We start from the raw sequence: 21,192 nt of genomic DNA on the forward strand, positions 1-21,192 counted from the left end.
GCCATGTCGGATGACCGCGCGCGGGACGAGGGAGAGCCGGCCGGTCCGCCCGGTCTGGCGCTGCGCTCGCTCGATCACGATCGCCGCTACGTGCTCGGTTTTCCCCTGCACGTGGCCCTCACGGTGTGCGCGGATCGACCCGGCGCCTGCATCCGGCGCTTGCCGCGCGCGAGCTGGGCGGGGAGCGCCGGCGCGATCGGGGTCCGCCTCGCGCGGGCGGATACGGGCGAGGAGGTCGTCTGGCTCGAGCCCTCGGGGATCGTGGTCCGCGAGCTCGGCACGCCGGTGTTCCGCCTCTGCCCGGGCGTGTGCCGGCGCATGCTCGTCGACGTCTCCTCGTTCCTGCCCGCGGGGATCGCGCCCGGGCACCACGCGCTGGCGGTCGTCTACGCGGGGCCGCCGGATCGCGTGGAGAGCCCCCCGGCGCCGATCGAGCTCGCGGCGCCGAGCCCGGAGCAGCAGCGGGAGCTGCAGCGGCTCGCGCCCGAGATCGCCCGCGCCGGCTCGTGGGGCCGCTGGACGAGCCTCCCTCCGGAAGGCGGCGAGCCGGTCGCAGGCCGCGTGGAGCGCGACGACCCGCTCCGCTTCAACCGGATCTTGCGCTCCCTGATGTACGGGCTGGAGTCGCTATGCGACGTGGATCCGGCCCTGCTCGACGTGCTCGACGGCGTCTACGAGCCAGAGGCCCACGCGCTGCGCGCCGAGCTGCACGCGGCGCGGGGAGACACGGCGCGCCTCGCGGAGCAGGCGGAGCTCATCCGGGCCAGGTACCCGGGGCTCGCGTGGTGGATCGACCGGATCGAGGCAGGGCAGAGCGAGCTCGGCTTCGTCCGGGCGTGCCGGGCTGCTTCGCGCGGGTGATCCTCTCCGCCGCGCCGTTCCCGGGCGCACCGCGCCGTGCCCCTTGACCGCGGCGCGCGGGGTTCCGAACATCGTCGATGGTGAGAGCGAAGGTTCGTTCATGATCGACGCGCAGACGCTGGGGAGGGAGCTCGCGGGCCGGTACAGCGTGGATGGGCTGCTCGGCGTGGGCTCGATGGGCGCCGTCTTCCGCGCCCGCCACCTCGCGCTCGCGCGGGTCGTGGCGATCAAGGTGCTCACCGGGCACGCGGACCCGAACGCCGGGGAGCGGATGCTGCGCGAGGCGCGGATCTCGGCCCTCATCAAGTCGCCGCACGTGGTGAGCTGTTACGACTTCGGCTTCCTCTCGAGCCGGTCGCCGTTCATGGTGATGGAATACGTGGGCGGCCCGTCGCTCGCCGCGCGGCTCCAGAGCGGGCCGCTGCCGCTCGACGATCTGCGGCGCTACATGCTCCACGCGGCGCGGGGGATGGCCGCCGCGACGGAGCTCGGGGTGATGCACCGCGACCTCAAGCCGTCCAACATGCTGATCGCCCCGTCCGGGGAGCTGAAGGTCGCCGACTTCGGCCTCGCGCGCCTCACGGCCACGACGGGGCCCACGGCGCTCCGCGAGCAGCCCCTCACCGCGATGGGGACCGTGCTCGGCACGCCTTTCTACATGGCGCCAGAGCAGGCGTGGAGCCCGCAGGAGAGCGACACGCGGGCGGACATCTACAGCTACGGCGCGTCGTTCTACCACGCGGCCACCGGGCAGCGGCCGTTCGAGGAGCACGAGCTGCTCCCGCTGCTGCTCGCCCACCGGCAGGACATCCCGGCCCGGCCGCGGGCGCTCCGGCCAGAGCTCGACGAGGACGTGCAGGCCGTCCTGGAGCGCTGCCTGGCCAAGGACCCGAAGGATCGGTTCCAGTCCTTCGAGGAGGTCGAGGCCGCGCTCGTGGGCGCGCCGAGCACGCGCTGGGTCGATCCGCACGATCTGACGCTGCGCATGTACCTGGAGCAGTACCACCGCGTCCGCCCCGTGCTCCTTTCGGGCGGGCCTGCCGGGCCGGTCACCGCGTTCCAGTTCCACGGGGACCGGACGCTGGCGATCGTGCGCGCGAACATCGCGGGCGTGTCCGCGGACGCGCTCGTGAGCTCGGATGACGGGCAGCTCACGATGTCGGCCGGCGTGGCGCTCGCCCTGAACCACGCGAGCGGCGGCGTGTGCCACATGGAGACGCGCAAGTACGTGCCCGTGCGCCACGGCGGGGTGGTGGTCACCTCCGCCGGCCGGCTGAGCGCGCGGTTCGTGTTCCACGCGATCACGCTCGACTGGGATCACGTGGCGACGTACCGCCCGACCCGCGACCTCATCCTGCGGCTCCTCGAAGGGTGCTTCTATCACGCGGACACGATGAAGCTGCGCAGCATGGCGCTGCCCCTGCTCGGGGCGGGGAGGGCGGGCTTCTCACCCGCCGAGTGCCTGGACACGATGATCGAGTTCCTCGTGAAGGCGATGCTCCTCGGCGGGACCGGGCTGTCGCACGTCACCATCGTGCTCCGCGACGGGCAGCCGTTCTGAGGTGCCTGTGGGCTCGGCGGGGCCGCGCGCCGTCGCGCCCGCGCCGAAGGCGAGGAGAGCCATGGGGTGCCACTGCCGGTAGTTCGCGGGAGATGTCATCGGTGACCTCGGAACTCTGCTGCGGCGTCCGCGCAGCCCCAGGACGGGGCGCCACGGTGGCCGCAGCGATGGGGTGGAGGGACGCGTTCTCCTGCGGGACATTGCACGGAGCCTGCCACGCCGGTCAGCGCAGGTGGCGGCGCCCAGGGCCGGCGATCCCGCCGTGGAAGAGGCGGCGCCGGCGCTCGGGCGATGCCGGAACGCCGCAGGCGCGATGAGCGGGTGAGTCGAGCAGGCAGCACCGGCGGAACGCCGCAGGCGCGATGAGCGGGTGCGCCGGGCAGGCCGCACCGGCGGCGCGCCGGCTCCAGCCTGCGCGGGGCTTCAGTGCGCGCTGCGGCCGTTGCCCTGCGACGTGACGGAGACGCGCAGCGCGCCGATCCCCCGCGCCGCGGCCGTGGCGCCCCCGATCTCGATGACGAGCTCGTCGCCGGACACGAGCGGCCCGACGCCCTGCGGCGTCCCGGTCGCGATGACGTCGCCCGGCTCCAGGGTCATCACCCGGCTGATGAAGGAGACCAGCGCGGGCACGCCCCAGATCATCTGCTCCGTCATCGCGTCCTGCCGCACGTGCGTGTTCACGACGCCGCGCACGCGGAGCGCCGCCGGGTCGAGGTCCGTCTCGATCCACGGCCCCACCGGGCAGAACGTGTCGAACCCCTTGGCCCGCGTGAACTGAACGTCCTTCCGCTGCAGATCCCGCGCGGTGATGTCGCCCAGGCACGTGTAACCGAGCACGTGCTCGAGCGCCTCCTCGGGCCGCACGGCCCTGCACCGGCGGCCGATGACCACGCCGAGCTCGGCCTCGTGCTCGACGCGGTTGCTCTCCGGCGGGAGCACGATGGACTGGCCGGGACCGATGAGCGCCGAGGGCGGCTTGAGGAAGAGGAGCGGCTCGACCGGGACCTCGTTCCCGAGCTCCTGCGCGTGCGCGGCGTAGTTGCGCCCGACGCACACGATCTTCGTGGGGAGCACGGGGCAGACGAGGTCGACGTCGGTCCACGCCACGGCCTCCCCCGTCGTCTTGCCGCCGAGCCACGGCGGCTCGTCGTAGACGAGCGCAGCCGCGCCCTCGAGGCGGGCGAAGAAGGCCGGGCGATCCTGATCCGGGGGCGCGATGCGGGCGAAGCGCATGCCGCGAGCAAAGCGCGATCTCCGCGTCGCGGCAAGCCCGCCCCTGCGGCGCGGCGCAGGCGCGCGCCGTCGCGCCGCCGGCGGCCGTCACGCCGCCGCCGACGCCGCCGCCGACGCCGCCGCGGCGGGCGGCCTCACGCCCGCTTCCGCGCGACGAGGCGCGCCTCGTGGCGCCCTTCCTCCAGCCACCCCTCGTCGTGACGGATCACCTCGAGCGCCTCGCCGAGGAGCCCGGGGAGCTCGCCGTCGTCGAGCAGCCAGCGCGCGCTCGGGCGCGGGTGCCGCAGCAGGTTCGATCGCGTCGGGTGCACGACGACGAGGTGGCCGCCCGGCGCGAGCTCCGCCGCGCAGGCGGCGAGCCGGCGCTCGAGGAAATAGAAGATCAGGATCAGGTCCCAGGGCCCGCCGGGGAGCGGATCGCGCTCCACGTCGAGCGCCACCGTGCGCAGCGCGAGCCCCTCGCGCGCCGCGGCGCCCCGCGCGATGCCGAGCCCGACCTCGGAGATGTCGGCCAGGGTCACGTCGAGCCCGCGCCGCGCGAGCCACAGGGCGTGCCGCCCCGCGCCGCCCGCGAGATCGAGCGCGCGCCCGCGCCGGGGAAGGAGCGGATCGAGCGCGGTGAGCACCGCCGAGGGCTCGCCCGGCTCGGCGCGCCCCTCGCTGTAGCGAGCGTCCCACGTGATGCGATCGTCGTCCGACACACTCGCCTCCTGCTCACGCCGACGGCTCGCCCGCGAGCCGCGCCTCACCCGACCCGATGATGGCAAAGGACACACGCCCAGCGTAGCCTCTCGCGCCGCTGCTCCACACTTCGCGCGCTTCGCCCCGGCTCTCCGGACGTGTCGCGGCCGGCCCGGCGGAGACACGCTGCCCGCGAGGCGGCCGCGGCGGCGCCAGAGCCGCGCCCGGCGCCGGCGGCTGGACGCGCGGCACGACCTGGCCTACCAGGCCGGCCGTCCCGCCATGCCCGAGTGCCTGACCCTGGCCCCGACCCCGGATCCCCGCCGCTTCCGCGCGCCCGACGGCGCGCTGCTCTCGCCGCCCGAAGGCTGGGCGTGCCTGCCCCCGGGGGACGCCGGGCTCACCCGGCGGGTGAAGCTCGCGGGCCCGTCCTGGATGGTGGTCGAGAAGCGCGGGAGGAAGACGTTCTCCCGGGGCCTGTGGGCGCCGGCCGCCACCATCGAGGCCGCCCGCGCCGCGATCGAGGCCGAGCGGAGCACGCCCGCCTACGCGAAGAAGCGGGAGTCGGACGCCCGGCGGCGGGAGCGCGACCAGGCGGAGTACGTGCGCGAGTTCGAGGCCGAGGTGGCGGCGTTCCTCCGGTTCTCGCCGCGCTACGCGGCGCTCGCGCGGGCGGTCGCGACCAAGGTGACGCTGCACGCGACCCCGGTGGGCAGCGGCACCGTCGCCCGCACCGAGCGGATCCCTGTCGCGCGGCGCGCCGAGTCGGCCGTGATCGCCTGGATGCGGCACCAGACGACCGCCTACGACTCGATGTCGATCCCGCGCGTGAAGGGGATGCGCCGCGAGGTGCGGCGCGAGCTCGCGCAGATCTCGCGGGCCGTCCTCGATCTCCACCGCAACGACGCGCCGCACGCCAGCGCGTCGTGCCCGCTCTGCGCGGCGCTCTGACGCCCGCGACGCCGGCGCCTCACGCGTCGAGCAGCCCCTCGCCGACGAGCCGGGCGCGCAGCCCCGCGGCCCCGTCGAACAGGTGCGCGCGCATCCCGACCGCGGCCGCGGCGTCGCAGTTCTCCGCGCGATCGTCGACGAACAGGCAATCGCCCGCGGCGACGCCGATGCGGCTCACCAGCCGATCGAAGAACTCGCGCGCCGGCTTGCGCACGCGCAGGTGATGGCTCGAATAGACACCCTCGAACAGCCCATCGAGCGCGAACGCCTCGCGCACCTCCTCGACCCACACGGGGTAATTGCTCGCCACGAACCGCAGCGCGCGGCCCTCGAGCGCCGCCACGATCTCCCGCACGCCCGGCAAGAAGCGATATCCCGCGCGGCGCACCCGGTTGAACGCCTCGATGTCGAACGAGAGGCCCTCGGCGCCCGCGCGAAAGAACCGGCGGACGAACTCGGCCTCGTCGATGTCGCCTGTCTCGAACGCCGGCCAGCACGTCGGGTCGCGGTGCCTGGCGACCTCGGCAGGCGACCCGGCCCGGATCGCCGCGGCGAGCGCCTCGCGGTAAGGGTCATAAAGGACGGTATCCATCAGATCGAAACAGACCGCGCGGACCATGCCCGGCGGAGCCTAGCACCGGCGACACGTCCGTGTGAGCGCGCAGATTACATCGGCGTACAGGCCTGTTGCGCTCTCACGGGCGAGTTGCGGTGTAGGCGCCACACGCGTGATGCGGCACATCAGAGCATATCTCCCACCGCGCAGCTTTATGTCGTATAGTCCTCACGGGTCGCGGGGCTTCCGCGAGCCCGGTCCGGCACAGAGCGCCGGCTCCTGAGGCCTCGTGGGGCCCTGGGATTACATACCGGCGCACAGCGCTGGCACTTGCTTCAAGAGGAGTCAGGCCATGAGATTGGCGACGATGGCCATTGCCCTGTCAATGGTGGCCGCGGTGGGTGCAGCGTGCGGCGGTGGCTCGGGCATCCCGGACGGAGAACCACCGCAGAACAGCTCGGGTGCTGGAAATAGCTCGGGTAACGGTAATGGATCGAGCAACAGCTCGAGCAATGGAAGCGGGGGTGGCGATAACGGTTTTGGCGCGGGCGGCGATCTGGACCTGGGCGGTAATTCCAGCGCAGGCAACACAGGCAGCGGCGCCTCGACGGGCGCTGGCGACGCGTGCGCCACGAAGACGTCCGAAGCCGGGTTTCAACAGGTGTACCTCGCCTTCGCCTTCGACGTGTCCGCCAGCATGGGCGCGAACGACGTGGAGTGGCGCAGCAAGGCGCTCAAGTGGGATCCCGTCGTCGCCGCGACGAAGCAGTTCTTCGTGGATCCGGCGTCCGAGGGGTTCAAGGCGTCGCTCACGTTCTTCCCGGGCGCGGGGGGGCGGAGGCAGATGTGCCTGCGCGACACGTACACGACCCCGGATGTCCCGATGACGGTGCTGCCCTCTCCGGCGTTCGGCGAGGCGATCGATGCTGTCACGCCCCCGGACGACAACAGCTGGCGCATCGGCACGCCGACGGCCTACGTGATGCAAGGCACGGTCGACTTCATCCAGGCGGAGCGGCAGCTGAACCCCGGCAAATACGCGATCGTGCTCGTGACCGACGGCTACCCGGAGCAGTGCGGCGGCGGCGCGGACTCGATCGACGTCGTCGCGGAGAGCGTCAACGAGGCGCGCGCCAGCGACATCTCGACCTTCGTGATCGGGGTCGACAGCCCGCAGGTGGAAGGCGCGCCGCCGAGCCTCGCCAACCTGCACCAGCTCGCGGAGGCGGGCGGCACGGGAGAGGCGTTCATCCTCGACACCGGCAACGCCGCCGCGACCTCGGCCGCGTTCACGGCGGCCATCGAGGAGATCCGCGGCGCCGCGGTCTCGTGCACGATCCCGATCCCGCCGGCCCCCGACGGGAGATCGTTCGACAAGCAGAAGGTCAACGTGACGTACACGAGCGCCACGACCAGCGTCCCGACGATCCTCGGGTACGATCAGAGCTGCGCGACCGAGAGCGCGTGGCGCTACGACGACCCCGCGAACCCGACCGCGATCGTGCTCTGCGACGGCACATGCACCGCGGTGCAAGCCCAGTTCGAGGTGTCCCTGGGCGTCGACTTCACCTGCGAGGACGTGATCGAGGTCCCGCTCTGAGCTGCGGCGTTCACCCGCCGGCGCGCCCTCGACGAGGCCGCGCCGGCGCGACGGCGGAGCGCGCCTCGCTCAGGGCGCGCAGGCGGCGGGCCGGCTGAACAGCGCCGGGGCGAGGCCTCGGTAGTCGTCGTGGCGCACGCCGCCGCGGAGGTCGCCGCCGAGCTCGTGATAATAGCAGTGCGAGGGGGCGATCCCCGCGGCCGTGTAGGTCGCCACGTCGCTCGGCATGTTGCCGAAGCCGAACGAGGGCACGACGCCCGTGCGCGCCTTGAGCCACCCGAGCTCGCTAGTCTTGTAGCTGGCCGCCGCGCGGCCGAAGGCGCCGGTGACGCCGACGGTGGTGTGGAGGATGCCCGGCGGGAAGCCCTGCTCCTTCAGCCAGACTCTGGTGCTGCCCACGAGCCACTCGGGGCGCGCGGTCAGGTAGAACAGGTAAACGCCGCTGCTGGCGAGGGCGTGCATCGCCTCGGCGGCGCCGGGGTGGGCGGCCGGCGGGGCGCCGCCGAGGAGCTCGCCGACCACGGCGACCTCGCCGGAGGTGAGCGTCCCGTCGATGTCGGTGACGGCCACCCGCGCGCCGGGCGGGAGGACCTCGATGAACAGGTCGGCGCTCGTGCCGTCGCCCGCGACGGCGAGGTGGACGCGGTGCCGGCCGACGTCGAGGCGCCGCCCCGCGGTGAGATCGAGGTAAACGCGCCCGCCGGTGTCCGGGATGCCCTCCGTGGTCGGGTGCAGGTGGTCGTCGTCGCTCGTCCGGAAGGCGCCGAGCCGCTCCCAGTCGCCGCTGCAACCGCGGAGGAGATAGGCCTCGACGTCCTCGTCCTCGAGGTCGTCGTCCAGCGGCCCGTAGGCGAACTTCGCGATGGCCCACTGCGGCCCTTCGGCGCGCACGAAGAGGTCGCGCCCGCGGTGGCGCGGCCACCCGCTCGCGACGTGGCGCGAGCGCGTGTGCCTGAACCCGCGCGGCAAGGCGGCCGGCGGCGGCGCGTCGCAGGCCGGCCGGGCGGGGCAGGCGCCCTCCCGCGGCGGCGCGGGCGCGGGCGCGGCGACCGTGCGCGGGGCGCCGGCGCAGGCGGCGAACGACAGGGCGGCGAGGGCCAGCGGGGCGAGCGGAGCGGAGCGCAAGGCGGAACCACCTATACCGCGGCGGCGCGGCGGGGCGCGACGCGGTAGCGCGGCGCGCGTGGCCGCGCGCGCTCCCGGGCGGGGGCGTCCCGAGGACCGCGGCGAGGGCTCAGGTCCAGAAGCCGGTCGCGTGCCCGAGGAGCGCGCCGCCGGCCTGGCCGAACCACCCCTCCGCGGCGGCGGCGTGCTGCGAGAACGTGTGGATATCCCGGAACCGCCGCTGCACGGGCGACGCGTTGCGGGCGACGCCGCCGCCGCCGGCCTGATAGCAGGTGTCCACGGCCCGGGCCGCCACCTCCGTCACCCAGGCGAGGGCGCCCGAGATCCGCGGCGCCATCGCCGCGGCGGCGGCGGGGTTGTTGACGCAAGCGTCCCAGAGCTCGTCCCCCGTGTCGCGCAGCAGGGCGCGGGCGGCGCGCACGCTCATCTCGGCGCGGCCGAGGTGCACCTGGAACACCGGCGACCCGGCGAGCTCCGCGCGCGCGTACAGCCGCTTCTTGCCCGATCGCGCGAGCGTCACGGCGTCGTCGAGCGCCCCCTGGGCGATGCCGACCGCCACGGCGCCCATGTGGAGCATGAAGTGCAGGATCGGCGCGACGAAGCCCGGGCCGGCGATCGACGGCTGGCCCTGGAAGATGTCGAAGCTGTTCGCCGCCGGGCAGAACGCCCCTTCGACCGTGATGTCGTGGCTGCCCGTGCCGCGCAGGCCGAGCACCGACCAGGTGTCGATGATGCGCACCTCGCTGGCGGGGAACAGCATGCCCCGCAGCTCCGGGACGTCGCCCGCCGGGCCCATCCGCGGGCGGCCGCCGTCCATGAGCACGCAGTTCCCGAACAGCCAGCTGGCGTGCTCGCAGCCGCTCGCGAAGCTCCAGCGCCCCGTGACGCGGTAGCCGCCCTCGGCCGCGTGGGCCTCGCCCTGCGCGTTGAAGCCGCCGCCGATGATCACGTCCGGCCCGCCGGAGTACACGGCGTCGAAGCGCTCGCGCGACAGCAGCGCGAAGAGGTGTGGGCTCTCCGACCCGATCATCACCGTCCAGCCGGTGGCCCCGTCCGCGCGGGCGAGCGTCTCCAGCACGTCCATCCCCGTGCGCAGGTCCACCTCGTGGCCGCCGTGGCTCCTCGGCAGGAACATCCGGAAGCACCCCGCGGCCTTGAGCTGCCCGAGCAGATCCGCCGGCAGGCGCCGCGCCTCCTCGATCTCCGCGCTGCGCGAGGAGAGCGTGGGGGCAAGATCACGGACGGCTTGCAGCACCTTCGCTGCGTCTTCATTCCTCATCGCTCGCTCCTTGACGTCGAGGGGTGGTAGAGCCCGTGGAGGCCTGGCAAAACGGCTCATCGTAGCTCGGCTGTCCGGCGCCGCGCGGACTTTCAGCCCTGCTCGCGGGAAGGAGGTGGGCCTCGATCGGGCAGGTCTCGAAGAGGACATGCGACCACACCGACACCGATGCATGTTTGCCGAGCTCATCCAGCATGGCGCGAGGAATGCGCTCGCGGCCCGGCGAAAAAGGAGCGCTGCCCCGGGCACCCCGCTCGGAGCAGGTCGCGATCAGGGATGTTGCGGTGGTGTGGCGCGGGCGTCTCGTGGTAAGGGAGGCGTCACCTGTGCGGGGGCGATCGCGCGGACCATGCGCCGTGACGACAATGCTGCTGCGCCTCGCCCAGGGAAGGGGGATTGTCGATGCAGAGCATGACCGGATCCGGAATGGAGGCTGGCGGCGTTCGAGGCGAGCTGGACGTCGCCCGCCGCAGGATCGCCGAGCTCGAGCGGGAGCTCGCCGACGTCGCCGCGAAGGAGGCGCGCCTCCGCGGGCTTGTCTCCGCGAGCCCGATCGTCATCTACACCTGCAAGCCGTCGGGCGATTACGGCGTGACCTACATGAGCGAGAACGTGCACCGGTTCTTCGGGTACACAGCAGAGGACTTCACCTCGGACTCGTCATTCTGGGCCGAGCGCGTTCACCCCGACGACATGGATCGTATCTTTCGCTCGCTGGAGAAGCTCTCCGAGCACGACTACACGAAGCACGAGTATCGGTTCAAGCACAGGGACGGGCGATGGCGCTGGGTCCACGACGACGTAGCGCTGTCCAGGGACGCGTCCGGGAACGCGATCGAGTGTGTCGGTTTCTGGCAAGACGTGGACGAGCGCCGCACCGCCGAGGAGCTCATCCGGCGCCAGAGCGAGTCGCTGCGGGAGATGTCGACGCCGCTCGTCCCCATCAGCGAGCACGTGGTGGCCATGCCCCTCATCGGGCTGATGGACTCGCACCGCGCGCAGCAGGTCCTGAGCACCCTGCTCGACGGGATCGGCCGGACGGGCGCCCGGGTCGCGATCATCGACATCACCGGCGTGGCCCTGGTGGACACGTACGTGGCGAGCGCCCTCATCCGCTCCGCGAAGGCGGCGCAGCTCATGGGGGCCCGGGTGGTGATCACGGGCATCCGGCCCGAGGTCGCGCACATGCTCGTCTCGCTCCAGATCGATCTCGCCGGGATCATGACGTCCGGAACCCTGCAGGCGGGCATCGCGGTCGCCCAGTCGCTGGCCAGGGTGGGCGCCCCGGAGAGCGCCCGTCCGGCCTGATTCCCCCTCTCCCCTGGGGTCCTGTCAGCGCGGGTCGGTCACGCGCCCCATGAACAACACGGCGCCGGTCGCCACGTCGCGGATCAGGAACGCGAACGGACGATCGGCGCGGAACACCGTCGGCGGCGCCGGGGCGGCGCGCGTCGTCATGACGACGCCGGTGGCGCCGGCGGCTTCGGTCCCTTCCTCGTTGACCTCCACGAACGCCTTGTGCCGCACCTGGGAGATGAAGAGCGCCTCCGCCCGCGTGATCCCCGAGAAATCTGCCTTCGTCTGGTCGAACGCGAGCGGCATCCCCAGCTCGCTCAGGGCCCTCGAGAGCTCGAACTCGGCGGTCATCTTGAAGCGGGGGAGCGCCACGTCGACCCGCGCCGGCCGGAGCGCCTCCACGTATTCCTTGAGCTGCCCGGCCGACAGGCGCTGCTCCACCTTCGGCAGCCCGTCCACCTGCGCGGGCAGGATGACGACCATGGCCAGGGGGCGCTCGGGGTTCTGCGCCTCGTAGGCGAGCTCCAGCACCGAGGCGTCAGCGGCCTGTCCGAGCTTCGCCTGGAGGGTCTTGCGCATCATCGGCACCGCCGGCGCCGCGCCGGGCTTGACCGTGAACGGCTCGCTCTTCGTGGCCTTCTTGTCGAAGGGCGTTGCCCACTTCCCCTTGAAGTAGATGGCGTTCGTGAGGACGAGCCGCGTGAGGGGGGTGATGCTGCCGGGCGGCATCAGATCCTTGATCTTCGCGTTCGTCTGCTGCTCGACCCACTGGTTGATGCTCCCTCGCGCCTGCTCGCTCTTGCCCTTGAAGTCGACGAGCTCGATCCCCGCCCCGTAGTGCTGCTGGGTCGTGCTCTGGAACGCAGGATCGAGCGTCAACCCGGCCTGGCCCCACAGCCGGTTGGCGATCCGGAGCTCGGGCGCCTTGGGGCCGGTCGCCTGCGTGAGCTCCTTGACGAGCCCGCCGAACGCGGGGTGCAGCGCCTCGGGCGCGAGGGTGAACTCGAGCGTCTTCGCCATCTGGGCCGCCGTCTCGCCCCGGGCGCCCGCGTAGGTCATGGCCAGCGCGGTCGAGACGCTCGCCGGTGAGAAGAAGAGCTTGCCTGTCGTGGCGGCGAGCTTGCCGTAGAGCCGCTGCGCGAAGGCCGCATTGGCCTCGGCGAAGCCCGCCGGGGCCTGCGGCGCGCCCGGCTGCGGCGCGTCCGGCTGCGCGGGCTGGCTCGGCCCGGGGGCGGCTGTCCCGGCGGCCGGCTTCGTGCCGGGGCAGACGTGCTCCCAGCGGCACGCGCCGCCCTCGGCGCGCGTGCACTGCGGGTCGCCGGTGGAGCCGTCGTCGCAGATGCGGGCGATCTTCGCGAGCGGGCCGCAGTCTGCGGGCTGGCACGCGGACGCGCTCGGGTCCGGCCCGGCCGGCGGGGCGTGATTCTGGGCCTGGCACCCGAGTCCGAGAAGGCTGAACAGCGCGGTGGCGAACAGGAACCGTTGGGCCATGGCGCTTCGGTACCAGCGCTCAGGGGCGCTGGGAAGCATCCTGCGACTGGCGGGAAGGGAGCGGGCGACGGGCGGGGCCGGGCAGGCGTCACGCGCTCGACCCCGAGCGCCCGGGGCACACCGCGCTGGCGGCGGGTGGCTGGGCCTGACGCGCCTTCACGGGCCGACCGGCACGGGCCGACCGGCCCGCGTCCGCGCCTCAGAAATTATGGACGAACGTGAACCGGCCAGCGAGCTTGCCCGCCTCAGTTCCGGTGGCAACGTTGACGCGACCCTCCTCCTGCGTCTCGTAGCCGAGGTACATCAACAGCTTGTTCCCCGTGCCGTAGTTCAGGCCAATGATGCCGCCGATCTGCAGGCTGGAGAGGCCCGTTTCGTCCGTCTCCTCGGCCGTGGCGCCCGGGAGCTCGTTGACGTCGACGGTGAGCTCGAGGTGCGGGCCGATGCCGAAGTCGTCGACCGGGTAGAGGAGGAGGAAATGCCGCGAGTAGTAGTAGTTCTGGATCGCCTCGTTGAAGACGCTGTTGAACTGCATCATGTTCCACGACTCGAAGTAGACGGGCTTCGCGTCGACGTAGAGGTAGAGCTGGGGCGCGACCAGCGTGGCAGTCAGGTGGTTCATGAAGTCGAACCCGATACCCACCATCGGATTGACGATGACCGGGCCCAGCACGAAGGCAGGGCCAGTGTCGAACTCCGCATACCCGCTCGTCGTGAGGTAGATGTCGCTCGCGAGGTCGATGGGGCCGAGCTTGTGCGAGGCGCCGGCCCAGACCTGGAGGCCGAAGTTGTCCGCGTCGAACCGGAACCAGCTCGGTATCTGGCTCTCCTCGGCCTTGGGCTCCCCGACCGGCTCCGTGGTGCCCGGCGCCGGCGTGACGGGCGTCGCCTCACCGGCCGTCGCGGTCGACGCTGCTGCGGGCGCCGTCGCGGTCGGCTCTGCCGGGGGCAGCGGCGGTGTCGTGGCCGGCCCGGCCGGGTCCGCCGCTGCGCCCGGATCGGCCGGGGGCGGCGCTGGATCCTGGGCCCATGCGGCCGGCGCCGCGAGCAATCCCACGACACAAGCGAGCGCCGAGCAACACTTCCCTACACCGTTCTCCCTCATGGACCTGCCTCCTCTGCACGACATGAAACGTGACGGCAACATGATGACAGCAACACGAAACGTGATGGCAACGTGAAACGTGACGGCAGCGGGGTGACAGTAACGTAATCGGGAGCGGCGAAGCAAAGCCGATGTGCAGGGGCGTGAGAGATGCCGCCGCGCTCGCGGCCAAGGAGCCGCGGCGCGCTCGCCCGCCCGACGCGCACGGCGCCCACCGCGGGCGGCGGCCCTGACGGGAGCGCCGCCCGGCGGATGTGCTGAACGTGGCCTGCGTCACGCGCGCGTGGTGGCGCGGCGCTCCGCGGTGACGGCGGCGCTCCGCGATGACGGCGGCGCTCCGCGCTGCCGCGGCGGTTCGCGCGAGCGCGGCGAGGTTCGCTGCCGACCCGCGCTCGCGAGGGCGCTCTCGGGCTCTCTCCGGGGACGCGCCGGTCCGCCTTCCTGCCGAGCCCGCCGCGCGCCGCGCTGGGGGGGAGGGCGCTCGGTGCCGCCGGCGTCGCGTGCTATCGTCGCGCCGCAACAGCTTCGGACGGAGCGCGCGACATGCTGGATGCACGCTGGTGGCAGCAGGGGATTGTCTATCAGATCTACCCCCGCTCGTTCATGGACTCGAACGGCGATGGCGTCGGCGATCTTCGCGGGATCCGGTCCCGCCTCGACTACCTGGCGTGGCTCGGCGTCGACGCGATCTGGGTCTCTCCCATCTACACATCGCCCATGGCCGACTTCGGTTACGACGTGTCGGACTACCGCGGCGTCGATCCCCGCTTCGGCACGCTGGACGAGCTCGACGCGCTCGTGCACGACGCGCACGGGGCCGGTCTCAGGGTCATCCTGGACTTCGTGCCGAACCACACCTCCGATCGACACCCGTGGTTCCTCGAGTCCCGCGCGTCGCACGCCAGCGCGAAGCGCGGCTGGTACATCTGGCGCGATCCGGCGCCTGACGGCGGTCCCCCCACGAACTGGCAGAGCGAGTTCGGGGGCCCTGCGTGGGAGTGGGACGCCGCGACAGGCCAGTATTACTATCACGCGTACCTGAAGGAGCAGCCGGACCTCGACTGGCGCAACCCCGAGGTTCGCGCCGCGATGCTCGAGGTGCTGCGCTTCTGGCTCGACCGCGGCGTGGATGGCTTCCGCGTGGACACCATTCACCATCTCATCAAGGACAGCGAGCTCCGGGACAACCCGCCGAACCCCCACTGGAAGCCCGGCATGCCGCCGCACCGGAAGCTCCTCCGGCTGTACACGACCGACCGCCCGGAGGTACACGAGGCCGTGGCCGCCATGCGCCGCGTCCTCGACGAGTACGACGATCGGGTGCTGATCGGCGAGGCCTACCTGCCTTTCGATCGGCTGATGGCCTACTACGGACAGGACCTGTCCGGCATGCACCTGCCCTTCAACTTCCACCTCATCGGCGCGCCGTGGAGCGCGCGGGCGATCGCGGAGGTCGTGCGGGAGTACGAGGCGGCGCTGCCGCCGGGCGCGTGGCCGAACTGGGTGCTCGGCAACCACGACAAGCCCCGCATCAGGAGCCGCATCGGCGCCGCCCAGGCCCGCGTCGCGGCGATGCTGCTCCTCACGCTCCGGGGCACCCCGACGCTCTACTACGGCGACGAGATCGGGATGAGCGATGTCCCGATCGCGCCCGAGCAGGTGCAGGACCCGTTCGAGAAGAACGTGCCCGGCCTCGGCGTCGGGCGGGATCCGGAGCGCACGCCCATGCAGTGGGACGGCGGCGCGAACAGCGGCTTCACGACCGGGGCGCCGTGGCTGCCGCTCGCGCCGGACGCCGGCCGCACCAACGTCGAGGCGCTGCGCGAAGACCCGCGCTCGATCCTGTCGCTCTACCGCGCCCTCATCGCCCTCCGGCGGGCGGAGCCGGCGCTCGCCATCGGCAGCTACGCCCCGCTCGCCGCGGGGGAGGACCTGCTCGCCTACGAGCGAGCGCACGCGGGCCGCCGGCTCGTCGTCGTGCTCAACCTCTCCTCGCACCCCCGCCGGCTGGAGCTCCCGGGCGGCGTCGCCGGAGGGCGCGTCCTGCTGGCCACGGGCCTCGATCGGGCGGGGGAGCGGCTGGAGGCGATAACGGAGCTGGGCCCGGACGAGGGGTTGATCGCCGAGGTGGCCGGCGCGCAGGCCTGAGAGGGACGCCGCCCCGCTCGGAGGGAGGCGCCTCTGCCCTCGCTCAGAGCGGGATGTACTGGATCCCCGCGGCCGCGCCGAGCGACGCGAGCGCGGCGGCCCCGACGAGGAGCAGCGTCATCTTCAGCAGCGTCCCCTCGATCTGGTCCGTGACGAGGCCGTCCACCCCCTGCGCGAGCTCGTCCCGCACCTTGAGCAGGTCGATGCCCCCCTTCTGGTTGGCCTCGTCCCGGAAGCGCGCGAGCGTCAGCGTCTCGATGATCCCGAGCAGCCGCGCCTCGATCTTGCGGCGCAAGAGCCCCCGCAGGCCGCCGCCCTGCGGCGCCGCCTGCACCCGGTGGATCACCGCGAGGCGCAGCCGCTTCACCGCGTCGTTGAGCGGCACGCGCTCCACCGCCTGCGCCACCCGCCCGCCGCGCGCGCCCGCCTCGGCCAGCTCGGAGACGCCGAGCAGCCGCTCGAACACCGCGGCCACGAGCGTCCCGCCGACGCGCCTCGCCCGCACGACCTCCAGGATGCCGGTGCCGAGCGCGCGCTTCCACGACAGCGTGAAGCCGAGCACGGCGCAGAGCGCGAGCGCCACGACGGCCGCCAGCGCCCCGCGCAGGGCCGAGCCGTCCGCCGCGATCGCGTACGAGGCGCCAGCGAGGCCGACGGCCAGGAGCGACATGGTCGCGGCGGTCAGGAAGAACGAGCGGAGCGCGGGACCCAGCGCCGAGGCGACGCCTTGCACGAACGGTCGAAGATCCATGACAGCCCAGCTCACCACGGCCGCGGCGGGGCGCAAACCCCCATGGCGCCACGGCGCCGCGGCGCCCGCTCACTCACTGGAGGTAGTCGCGGTAGAACCGGTCCCGGAAGTCGAAGAAGGCCGCGAGATCGGGGTGCTCGGCGATGCTGCGCACGGCGGCGCCCGCGACCCCCGGCTTGAAGAGGTGCTTCGACGGCGGGAACTTGAAGAAGTGCACGAGGCCGACGGCGGCGATGTCGGCGAGCGACGGCTCGTCGCCGACGAGGTACTTCGAGGCTTCGAGGCGGACGCAGAGGTCGTCGAGGGTGGCGCGCAGGGTGCGCTCCGCCTCGTCGAACCGCCGCTCGATGGCCCCGACCTGCTGCTCGGCCAGCGGGAGGACGGCGGCCATGGCGCGGAGCCCGGCGCTGAAGAGCGGCGACGTGGCGGCGCCCATGGCGTCGAGGTACTGCTCGTCGCGGAGCGCGTGCCGGAGCCAGACGCGCGGCCCGACCTTGCCGAGCGTGTCGTCGAGCTGCGCCTCGAGGGCGAGGACCTCGAGCCGCTTGCTGGGCTCCTCGGGCAGCAGGCGCCGCCCCTCGGGGAAGGTGCGCTCCAGGTAGAGGGCGATCTCGGTGGAGTCGGCGACGACCTTGCCGTCGTGCTCGATCACGGGGAGCTTGCGCTGGCCGGAGAGGCGGTAGATCGCGAGCTGCTCGAGGCCGGGCCGGTGCTCCACGATCCGGTACTCAAGCCCCTTGAAGTCGAGCGCGGCCCGGGCCTTCTCGGAGTAGTGACTGAGCGGGAAGCGATGGAGGACGATCGTCATCGCTCCCCGATACCATGGGCGGGTCGAGGGGCGGAGCGCTCCTGCCGAGACCGGCCGCCACCCCCGCCGCGCGCGCGCATCCAGAGCGGCGGTCACCCGCACAGGAGACGGGTCCAGATCGGCGTTTTCGGCGCGCAGGCGCACTCCAGTGCGCTGAGCACCGAAAACGTCGAGATGGGCCCGTATCCGCAGCGGGTGACCGCCGCTCAGATGACGCCGAACTTTTTGCCGACCTTCTCGAACGCCTCGAGGGCGTGATCGAGGTGCTTGCGCTCGTGGGTCGCCATGTAGCTCGTGCGGAGCACCTGCTGCTTGGGCGGGACGCCGGGGGTGATGAACGGGTTCACGTAGAGCGCGTAGTCGTCGAGGAGCGACTTCCACATCATCACGGTCTTGAGGTCGTCGCGGATGTAGATGGGGATCACGGCCGTCTCGGTCTTGCCGAGCTCGAAGCCGAGCCGCTGCAGCTCGGTGCGCATGTAGGTGAAGTTCTCGCGGAGCTTCTCCTGCCGCCAGGGCTCCTCCTGCATGACCTCGAGCGCGGCCATGGCGGCGGCGACGCAGGGCGGCGCCGCGCTCGCCGCGAAGAGGAAGCTGTAGGCGAAATGCTGAATGTAATCGAGCACCTTGCGCTCACCGACGAGCCAGCCGCCGATCGAGGCGAGCGACTTCGAGAAGGTGCCGCCGATGAGGTCTACCTCCTTGCCGAGGCCGAAGTGCGCCGCGGTGCCGCGGCCGCCCGGGCCGATGACGCCGAGGGCGTGCGCGTCGTCGACGAGGAGCCGCGCCTTGTGCTTCTTCACCACCTCGACGATCCCCGGCAGGCTCGCGATCTCGCCCTGGGCGCTGAAGACGCCGTCGGTGATCACGAGGGCGCCCTCGGTGTCGGTGATCTCGGAGAGCGCGCTGTCGAGCGCCGCCGGGTCGCTGTGCTTGTACCGCACCATCCGGGCGCCGGCCGCCTGCGCGAGCCGCACGCCGTCGTAGATCGACGCGTGATCGTCCTTGTCGATCATCGCGACGCTCCGCTTGTTGCTGAGGAGCGCCGAGATGGTGGCGATGTTGACCTGGTAGCCCGTCGTGAAGACGAGCCCCGCCTCCTTGCCGTGGTAGGCGGCGAGCTTCTCCTCGAGCTCGTTGTGGAGGCGCATCGACCCGTTCACGAGCCGCGAGCCGGTCATGCTCGTGCCGTACTTGTCGATCGCCTTCTTCGCGGCCTCTCGCACCTTCGGGTGGGTCGTCAGCCCGAGGTAGTTGTTCGAGCCGAGCATGGTGACGGTGCGGCCCTCGAGCTGCGCCTCGGGGCCGTTATTGAAGTCGAGCGGGCGGAAGAAGGGGTAGACCCCCATGGCGCGGGCGTTGTCCGCGGTCATGAACTTGTACGCCTTCTCGAACACGTCGCGCCCGCCGATCCGCGCCAGCGACGTCCGCGACGCCATCTGGGTCGCGAGCTGCTGCTCGGCCGCCGCCGCGACGTAGGTGCCCGCGCCGTTGGCGGCGCCGTTCGCGCCCGCGCCGTTCGTCCCGACGCCGTTCACGTGCGCGCGGGCGGACGCGGGCGGCGCCTTGCTGCTGCTGACGGCCTCCTCCACGGTCGACAGCCCCGCGCCGCCCGCGGCGGGCCGGGGGGACGCCGCGCGGGCCGGGGCCGCCCCGTGGACGCCGGCCTCGTCGTCGAGCGCCGGGTCGATGTTCGGGAGCGCGTGCCCGTTCAGCAGGATGTCCCACGCCTCCGCGGCCCGCTCCCGGGCGGCGCGCAGGCGGTTCTTCGCATCCATGACCCCGGTGGCGAGCCGCATCACGCGATCGTTGCTGACGACACGGACGACCCTGCCCGACGAGGCGAGCTTCTTTGCTTGGTCGACCAGACGATCCTTCATGCTCATGCCCTGGCTCCTCACGCGATCTGTTAAGGGATGCGGTACTGCCTGCGAAAGCCGCGCCGGGCCGCGCGGCCCAGCTCGCACCCGGTGCGCGTCGCCGCTAAAGCAGCCTGCGCGACCTGCGTCAACTGCCACAGCCTCGCCGGACAGACCCCCTCGCGATCGCCGCGCGGCGCCGTCGACGCGCGCGCGGCCCGCGTCGCGCAGCGGGCCGCGCGCGCGTCGACGGCGCCGCATCCCCGCATCCCGCGTCGCGCAGCGGGCTTCGCGCGGTGCGCGGCCACCTTCGCAGAGCCCGCCCGCGCGCCGCGCACGGCGCGTCCCGCCCGAGCGCTCCGCCCGAGCGCCCCGCGCACCCCGCACCCGGGCCCGACTCCCCGCAGATGGGCGCACCGCGGCATCGGCTGAGGCGCAACTCGTTGCGGAGTGATGGGCGCCGGTGTAGGAAAAGTTTTCAGGGTCTATGCGCCGTGTCCTAGTCGTTGACGACGAAGAAAACCTGCGCCTCGTGGTGCGCACCTTCCTCAAGCGGGACGGCTATGAGGTCGAGGCGGTCTCGAGCGGCGAGGAGGCGCTCGCGATGGTCGAGACGTTCGGGCCCGATGTCATCCTCACCGACGTCCGGATGCCCAGGATGGGCGGGCTCGACCTCCTGGCGACGCTGAAGGCCAAGGGGAACGAGGCCACGGTCATCGTGATGAGCGCGTACGGCAACGTCGACCTCGCGATCGAGGCGATGAAGGCGGGCGCTTACGACTACATCCAGAAGCCGTTCAAGGCCGAGGAGGTGCTGCTCACGCTCCGCAAGGCCGAGGAGCGGGAGGCGCTCCGCCGCGAGAACCGCGCCCTGCGCCAGGAGATCCGGCGGGAGAACTTCTTCGAGGAGATCCTCGCGAAGAGCCCGCCGATGCAGGCGATCTTCAAGACGATCGCGAAGGTGGCCGAGTACAAGACCACGGCGCTCATCACGGGCGAGAGCGGCGTTGGCAAGGAGCTCGTGGCCCGGGCGATCCACCGGCGGTCCGGCCGGCGCGGCGGGCCGTTCGTGGCGGTCAACTGCGGCGCCATCCCGGAGAGCCTCCTGGAGAGCGAGCTCTTCGGGTACAAGCGGGGCGCGTTCACCGACGCGATGAACGACAGGGCGGGGCTGTTCGAGCAGGCGAACCACGGCACGCTGCTGCTCGACGAGATCGGCGAGCTGCCGCTGTCGCTGCAGGTGAAGCTGCTCCGGGTGCTCCAGGAGGAGACGATCCGCCGCCTGGGGGACAACCGGGACATCAAGGTCGACGTCCGCATCCTCGCGGCGACCCACCGCGACCTGTCGGCCGAGACGCAGGCCGGCCGGTTCCGCGAGGACCTCTTCTACCGGATCAACGTGCTGCCGATCGCGATCCCCCCGCTCCGGGAGCGGCGCGAGGACATCCCGATCCTCCTCGACCACTTCCTCGCGAGGAACAACGCGCGCTTCGGCATGAACATCCGCGGCTTCGAGCCCGAGGCGCGCCGGCTGCTCCTGGAGTACCGGTGGCCCGGGAACGTCCGGGAGCTGGAGAACACCGTCGAGCGCGCGATGGTGCTCTGCGAGGGCGAGCGGATCGGCGAGGCCGACCTGCCGGAGCGCATCCGCGAGGCGCGCGACCCGATCCAGATGCAGCTGACGAGCGGAGAGCTGTCGATCAAGAAGACGTCGCGCGTGATCGAGGAGATCCTCATCCGGCGCGCGCTCCAGAAAACCAAGGGCAACCGGACCAAGGCGGCCGAGGTGCTCGAGATCAGCCATCGTGCGCTGCTCTACAAGATCAAGGACTACCGGATCGATCTCTGACGCGCGCGCGGCGTCCAGGGCACGGCGATCCGGCCGAG

Annotated in this window: 17 protein-coding genes; 7 read left to right on the forward strand and 10 right to left on the reverse strand. The window is 72.4% G+C overall.

Annotated features, from left to right (window positions below; translation table 11 throughout):
* The first annotated feature begins 3 nt into the window (after window positions 1-3).
* Window positions 4-861, forward strand: coding sequence for a hypothetical protein (locus WME85_RS17255; RefSeq protein WP_437839636.1), 858 nt, complete (start codon window positions 4-6; stop codon window positions 859-861).
* Window positions 862-961: 100 nt separating this feature from the next.
* A complete protein-coding gene (locus tag WME85_RS17260) occupies window positions 962-2,422 on the forward strand; it encodes a serine/threonine-protein kinase (RefSeq protein ID WP_437839637.1) in 1,461 nt (486 codons plus the stop codon).
* Between the two features lie 423 nt (window positions 2,423-2,845).
* On the opposite strand, the gene WME85_RS17265 is transcribed toward WME85_RS17260, so the two are convergent.
* Window positions 2,846-3,655: a fumarylacetoacetate hydrolase family protein gene (locus WME85_RS17265; protein WP_437839638.1), complete on the reverse strand. Its 810-nt coding sequence runs from the start codon at window positions 3,653-3,655 to the stop codon at window positions 2,846-2,848.
* Between the two features lie 134 nt (window positions 3,656-3,789).
* On the reverse strand, window positions 3,790-4,356 hold the full coding sequence (locus tag WME85_RS17270) for a class I SAM-dependent methyltransferase (RefSeq protein WP_437626300.1): 567 nt from the start codon (window positions 4,354-4,356) through the stop codon (window positions 3,790-3,792).
* A gap of 262 nt (window positions 4,357-4,618) precedes the next feature.
* On the opposite strand from WME85_RS17270, the gene WME85_RS17275 reads away from it, so the two are divergent.
* Window positions 4,619-5,287: a DUF2293 domain-containing protein gene (locus WME85_RS17275; RefSeq protein ID WP_437839639.1), complete on the forward strand. Its 669-nt coding sequence runs from the start codon at window positions 4,619-4,621 to the stop codon at window positions 5,285-5,287.
* 19 nt (window positions 5,288-5,306) lie between these two features.
* On the opposite strand, the gene WME85_RS17280 is transcribed toward WME85_RS17275, so the two are convergent.
* A complete protein-coding gene (locus WME85_RS17280; RefSeq protein ID WP_437839640.1) occupies window positions 5,307-5,906 on the reverse strand; it encodes an HAD family hydrolase in 600 nt (199 codons plus the stop codon).
* 289 nt (window positions 5,907-6,195) lie between these two features.
* Between WME85_RS17280 and WME85_RS17285 the strand changes: the two genes are divergently transcribed.
* A complete protein-coding gene (locus WME85_RS17285; RefSeq protein ID WP_437839642.1) occupies window positions 6,196-7,443 on the forward strand; it encodes a vWA domain-containing protein in 1,248 nt (415 codons plus the stop codon).
* A gap of 69 nt (window positions 7,444-7,512) precedes the next feature.
* On the opposite strand, the gene WME85_RS17290 is transcribed toward WME85_RS17285, so the two are convergent.
* Both WME85_RS17290 and WME85_RS17295 read right to left on the reverse strand, forming a co-directional pair.
* The gene (locus WME85_RS17290) at window positions 7,513-8,568 is read right to left on the reverse strand and encodes an LNS2 domain-containing protein (protein ID WP_437839643.1); all 1,056 of its coding nucleotides are present in this window, start codon (window positions 8,566-8,568) and stop codon (window positions 7,513-7,515) included.
* Between the two features lie 109 nt (window positions 8,569-8,677).
* A complete protein-coding gene (locus tag WME85_RS17295) occupies window positions 8,678-9,847 on the reverse strand; it encodes an acyl-CoA dehydrogenase family protein (protein ID WP_437839645.1) in 1,170 nt (389 codons plus the stop codon).
* Between the two features lie 411 nt (window positions 9,848-10,258).
* On the opposite strand from WME85_RS17295, the gene WME85_RS17300 reads away from it, so the two are divergent.
* A complete protein-coding gene (locus WME85_RS17300; RefSeq protein WP_437839646.1) occupies window positions 10,259-11,155 on the forward strand; it encodes a PAS domain-containing protein in 897 nt (298 codons plus the stop codon).
* 24 nt (window positions 11,156-11,179) lie between these two features.
* Here the strand turns inward: WME85_RS17300 and WME85_RS17305 are convergent, their stop codons facing one another.
* Both WME85_RS17305 and WME85_RS17310 read right to left on the reverse strand, forming a co-directional pair.
* Window positions 11,180-12,634 (reverse strand): serpin family protein, encoded by a 1,455-nt coding sequence (locus WME85_RS17305; RefSeq protein WP_437839647.1) that lies wholly within the window; start codon window positions 12,632-12,634, stop codon window positions 11,180-11,182.
* A 199-nt stretch (window positions 12,635-12,833) separates the two neighbouring features.
* Window positions 12,834-13,739: a hypothetical protein gene (locus WME85_RS17310; protein WP_437839648.1), complete on the reverse strand. Its 906-nt coding sequence runs from the start codon at window positions 13,737-13,739 to the stop codon at window positions 12,834-12,836.
* A 543-nt stretch (window positions 13,740-14,282) separates the two neighbouring features.
* Here WME85_RS17310 and WME85_RS17315 point away from each other — a divergent pair.
* On the forward strand, window positions 14,283-15,887 hold the full coding sequence (locus tag WME85_RS17315; protein ID WP_437839650.1) for an alpha-amylase family glycosyl hydrolase: 1,605 nt from the start codon (window positions 14,283-14,285) through the stop codon (window positions 15,885-15,887).
* Window positions 15,888-15,930: 43 nt separating this feature from the next.
* Here WME85_RS17315 and WME85_RS17320 read toward each other — a convergent pair whose 3' ends face one another.
* From WME85_RS17320 to WME85_RS17330, 3 genes are all read right to left on the reverse strand, one after another.
* Window positions 15,931-16,638, reverse strand: a complete 708-nt coding sequence (locus WME85_RS17320; protein ID WP_437839651.1) for a hypothetical protein — start codon at window positions 16,636-16,638, stop codon at window positions 15,931-15,933.
* Window positions 16,639-16,711: 73 nt separating this feature from the next.
* The gene (locus tag WME85_RS17325; RefSeq protein ID WP_437839652.1) at window positions 16,712-17,446 is read right to left on the reverse strand and encodes a glutathione S-transferase family protein; all 735 of its coding nucleotides are present in this window, start codon (window positions 17,444-17,446) and stop codon (window positions 16,712-16,714) included.
* Between the two features lie 206 nt (window positions 17,447-17,652).
* The gene (locus WME85_RS17330; protein WP_437839653.1) at window positions 17,653-19,332 is read right to left on the reverse strand and encodes an aminotransferase class I/II-fold pyridoxal phosphate-dependent enzyme; all 1,680 of its coding nucleotides are present in this window, start codon (window positions 19,330-19,332) and stop codon (window positions 17,653-17,655) included.
* A 460-nt stretch (window positions 19,333-19,792) separates the two neighbouring features.
* On the opposite strand from WME85_RS17330, the gene WME85_RS17335 reads away from it, so the two are divergent.
* Window positions 19,793-21,154: a sigma-54-dependent transcriptional regulator gene (locus tag WME85_RS17335; protein WP_437310445.1), complete on the forward strand. Its 1,362-nt coding sequence runs from the start codon at window positions 19,793-19,795 to the stop codon at window positions 21,152-21,154.
* Window positions 21,155-21,192 lie beyond the last annotated feature (38 nt).

This window comes from Sorangium sp. So ce1153 (assembly GCF_051521595.1).
Lineage (GTDB): Bacteria > Myxococcota_A > Polyangia > Polyangiales > Polyangiaceae > Sorangium.

Excerpts from the sequence above, each read along its gene's own strand:
- WME85_RS17325 (WP_437839652.1), bottom strand. The coding sequence starts at position 17,446 with ATGACGATCGTCCTCCATCGCTTCCCGCTCAGTCACTACTCCGAGAAG.
- WME85_RS17265 (WP_437839638.1), bottom strand. The coding sequence starts at position 3,655 with ATGCGCTTCGCCCGCATCGCGCCCCCGGATCAGGATCGCCCGGCCTTC.
- WME85_RS17285 (WP_437839642.1), top strand. The coding sequence starts at position 6,196 with ATGAGATTGGCGACGATGGCCATTGCCCTGTCAATGGTGGCCGCGGTG.
- WME85_RS17280 (WP_437839640.1), bottom strand. The coding sequence starts at position 5,906 with ATGGTCCGCGCGGTCTGTTTCGATCTGATGGATACCGTCCTTTATGAC.
- WME85_RS17275 (WP_437839639.1), top strand. The coding sequence starts at position 4,619 with ATGCCCGAGTGCCTGACCCTGGCCCCGACCCCGGATCCCCGCCGCTTC.
- WME85_RS17335 (WP_437310445.1), top strand. The coding sequence starts at position 19,793 with ATGCGCCGTGTCCTAGTCGTTGACGACGAAGAAAACCTGCGCCTCGTG.
- WME85_RS17295 (WP_437839645.1), bottom strand. The coding sequence starts at position 9,847 with ATGAGGAATGAAGACGCAGCGAAGGTGCTGCAAGCCGTCCGTGATCTT.
- WME85_RS17330 (WP_437839653.1), bottom strand. The coding sequence starts at position 19,332 with ATGAGCATGAAGGATCGTCTGGTCGACCAAGCAAAGAAGCTCGCCTCG.
- WME85_RS17310 (WP_437839648.1), bottom strand. The coding sequence starts at position 13,739 with ATGAGGGAGAACGGTGTAGGGAAGTGTTGCTCGGCGCTCGCTTGTGTC.
- WME85_RS17315 (WP_437839650.1), top strand. The coding sequence starts at position 14,283 with ATGCTGGATGCACGCTGGTGGCAGCAGGGGATTGTCTATCAGATCTAC.
- WME85_RS17260 (WP_437839637.1), top strand. The coding sequence starts at position 962 with ATGATCGACGCGCAGACGCTGGGGAGGGAGCTCGCGGGCCGGTACAGC.
- WME85_RS17300 (WP_437839646.1), top strand. The coding sequence starts at position 10,259 with ATGACCGGATCCGGAATGGAGGCTGGCGGCGTTCGAGGCGAGCTGGAC.
- WME85_RS17305 (WP_437839647.1), bottom strand. The coding sequence starts at position 12,634 with ATGGCCCAACGGTTCCTGTTCGCCACCGCGCTGTTCAGCCTTCTCGGA.
- WME85_RS17255 (WP_437839636.1), top strand. The coding sequence starts at position 4 with ATGTCGGATGACCGCGCGCGGGACGAGGGAGAGCCGGCCGGTCCGCCC.
- WME85_RS17320 (WP_437839651.1), bottom strand. The coding sequence starts at position 16,638 with ATGGATCTTCGACCGTTCGTGCAAGGCGTCGCCTCGGCGCTGGGTCCC.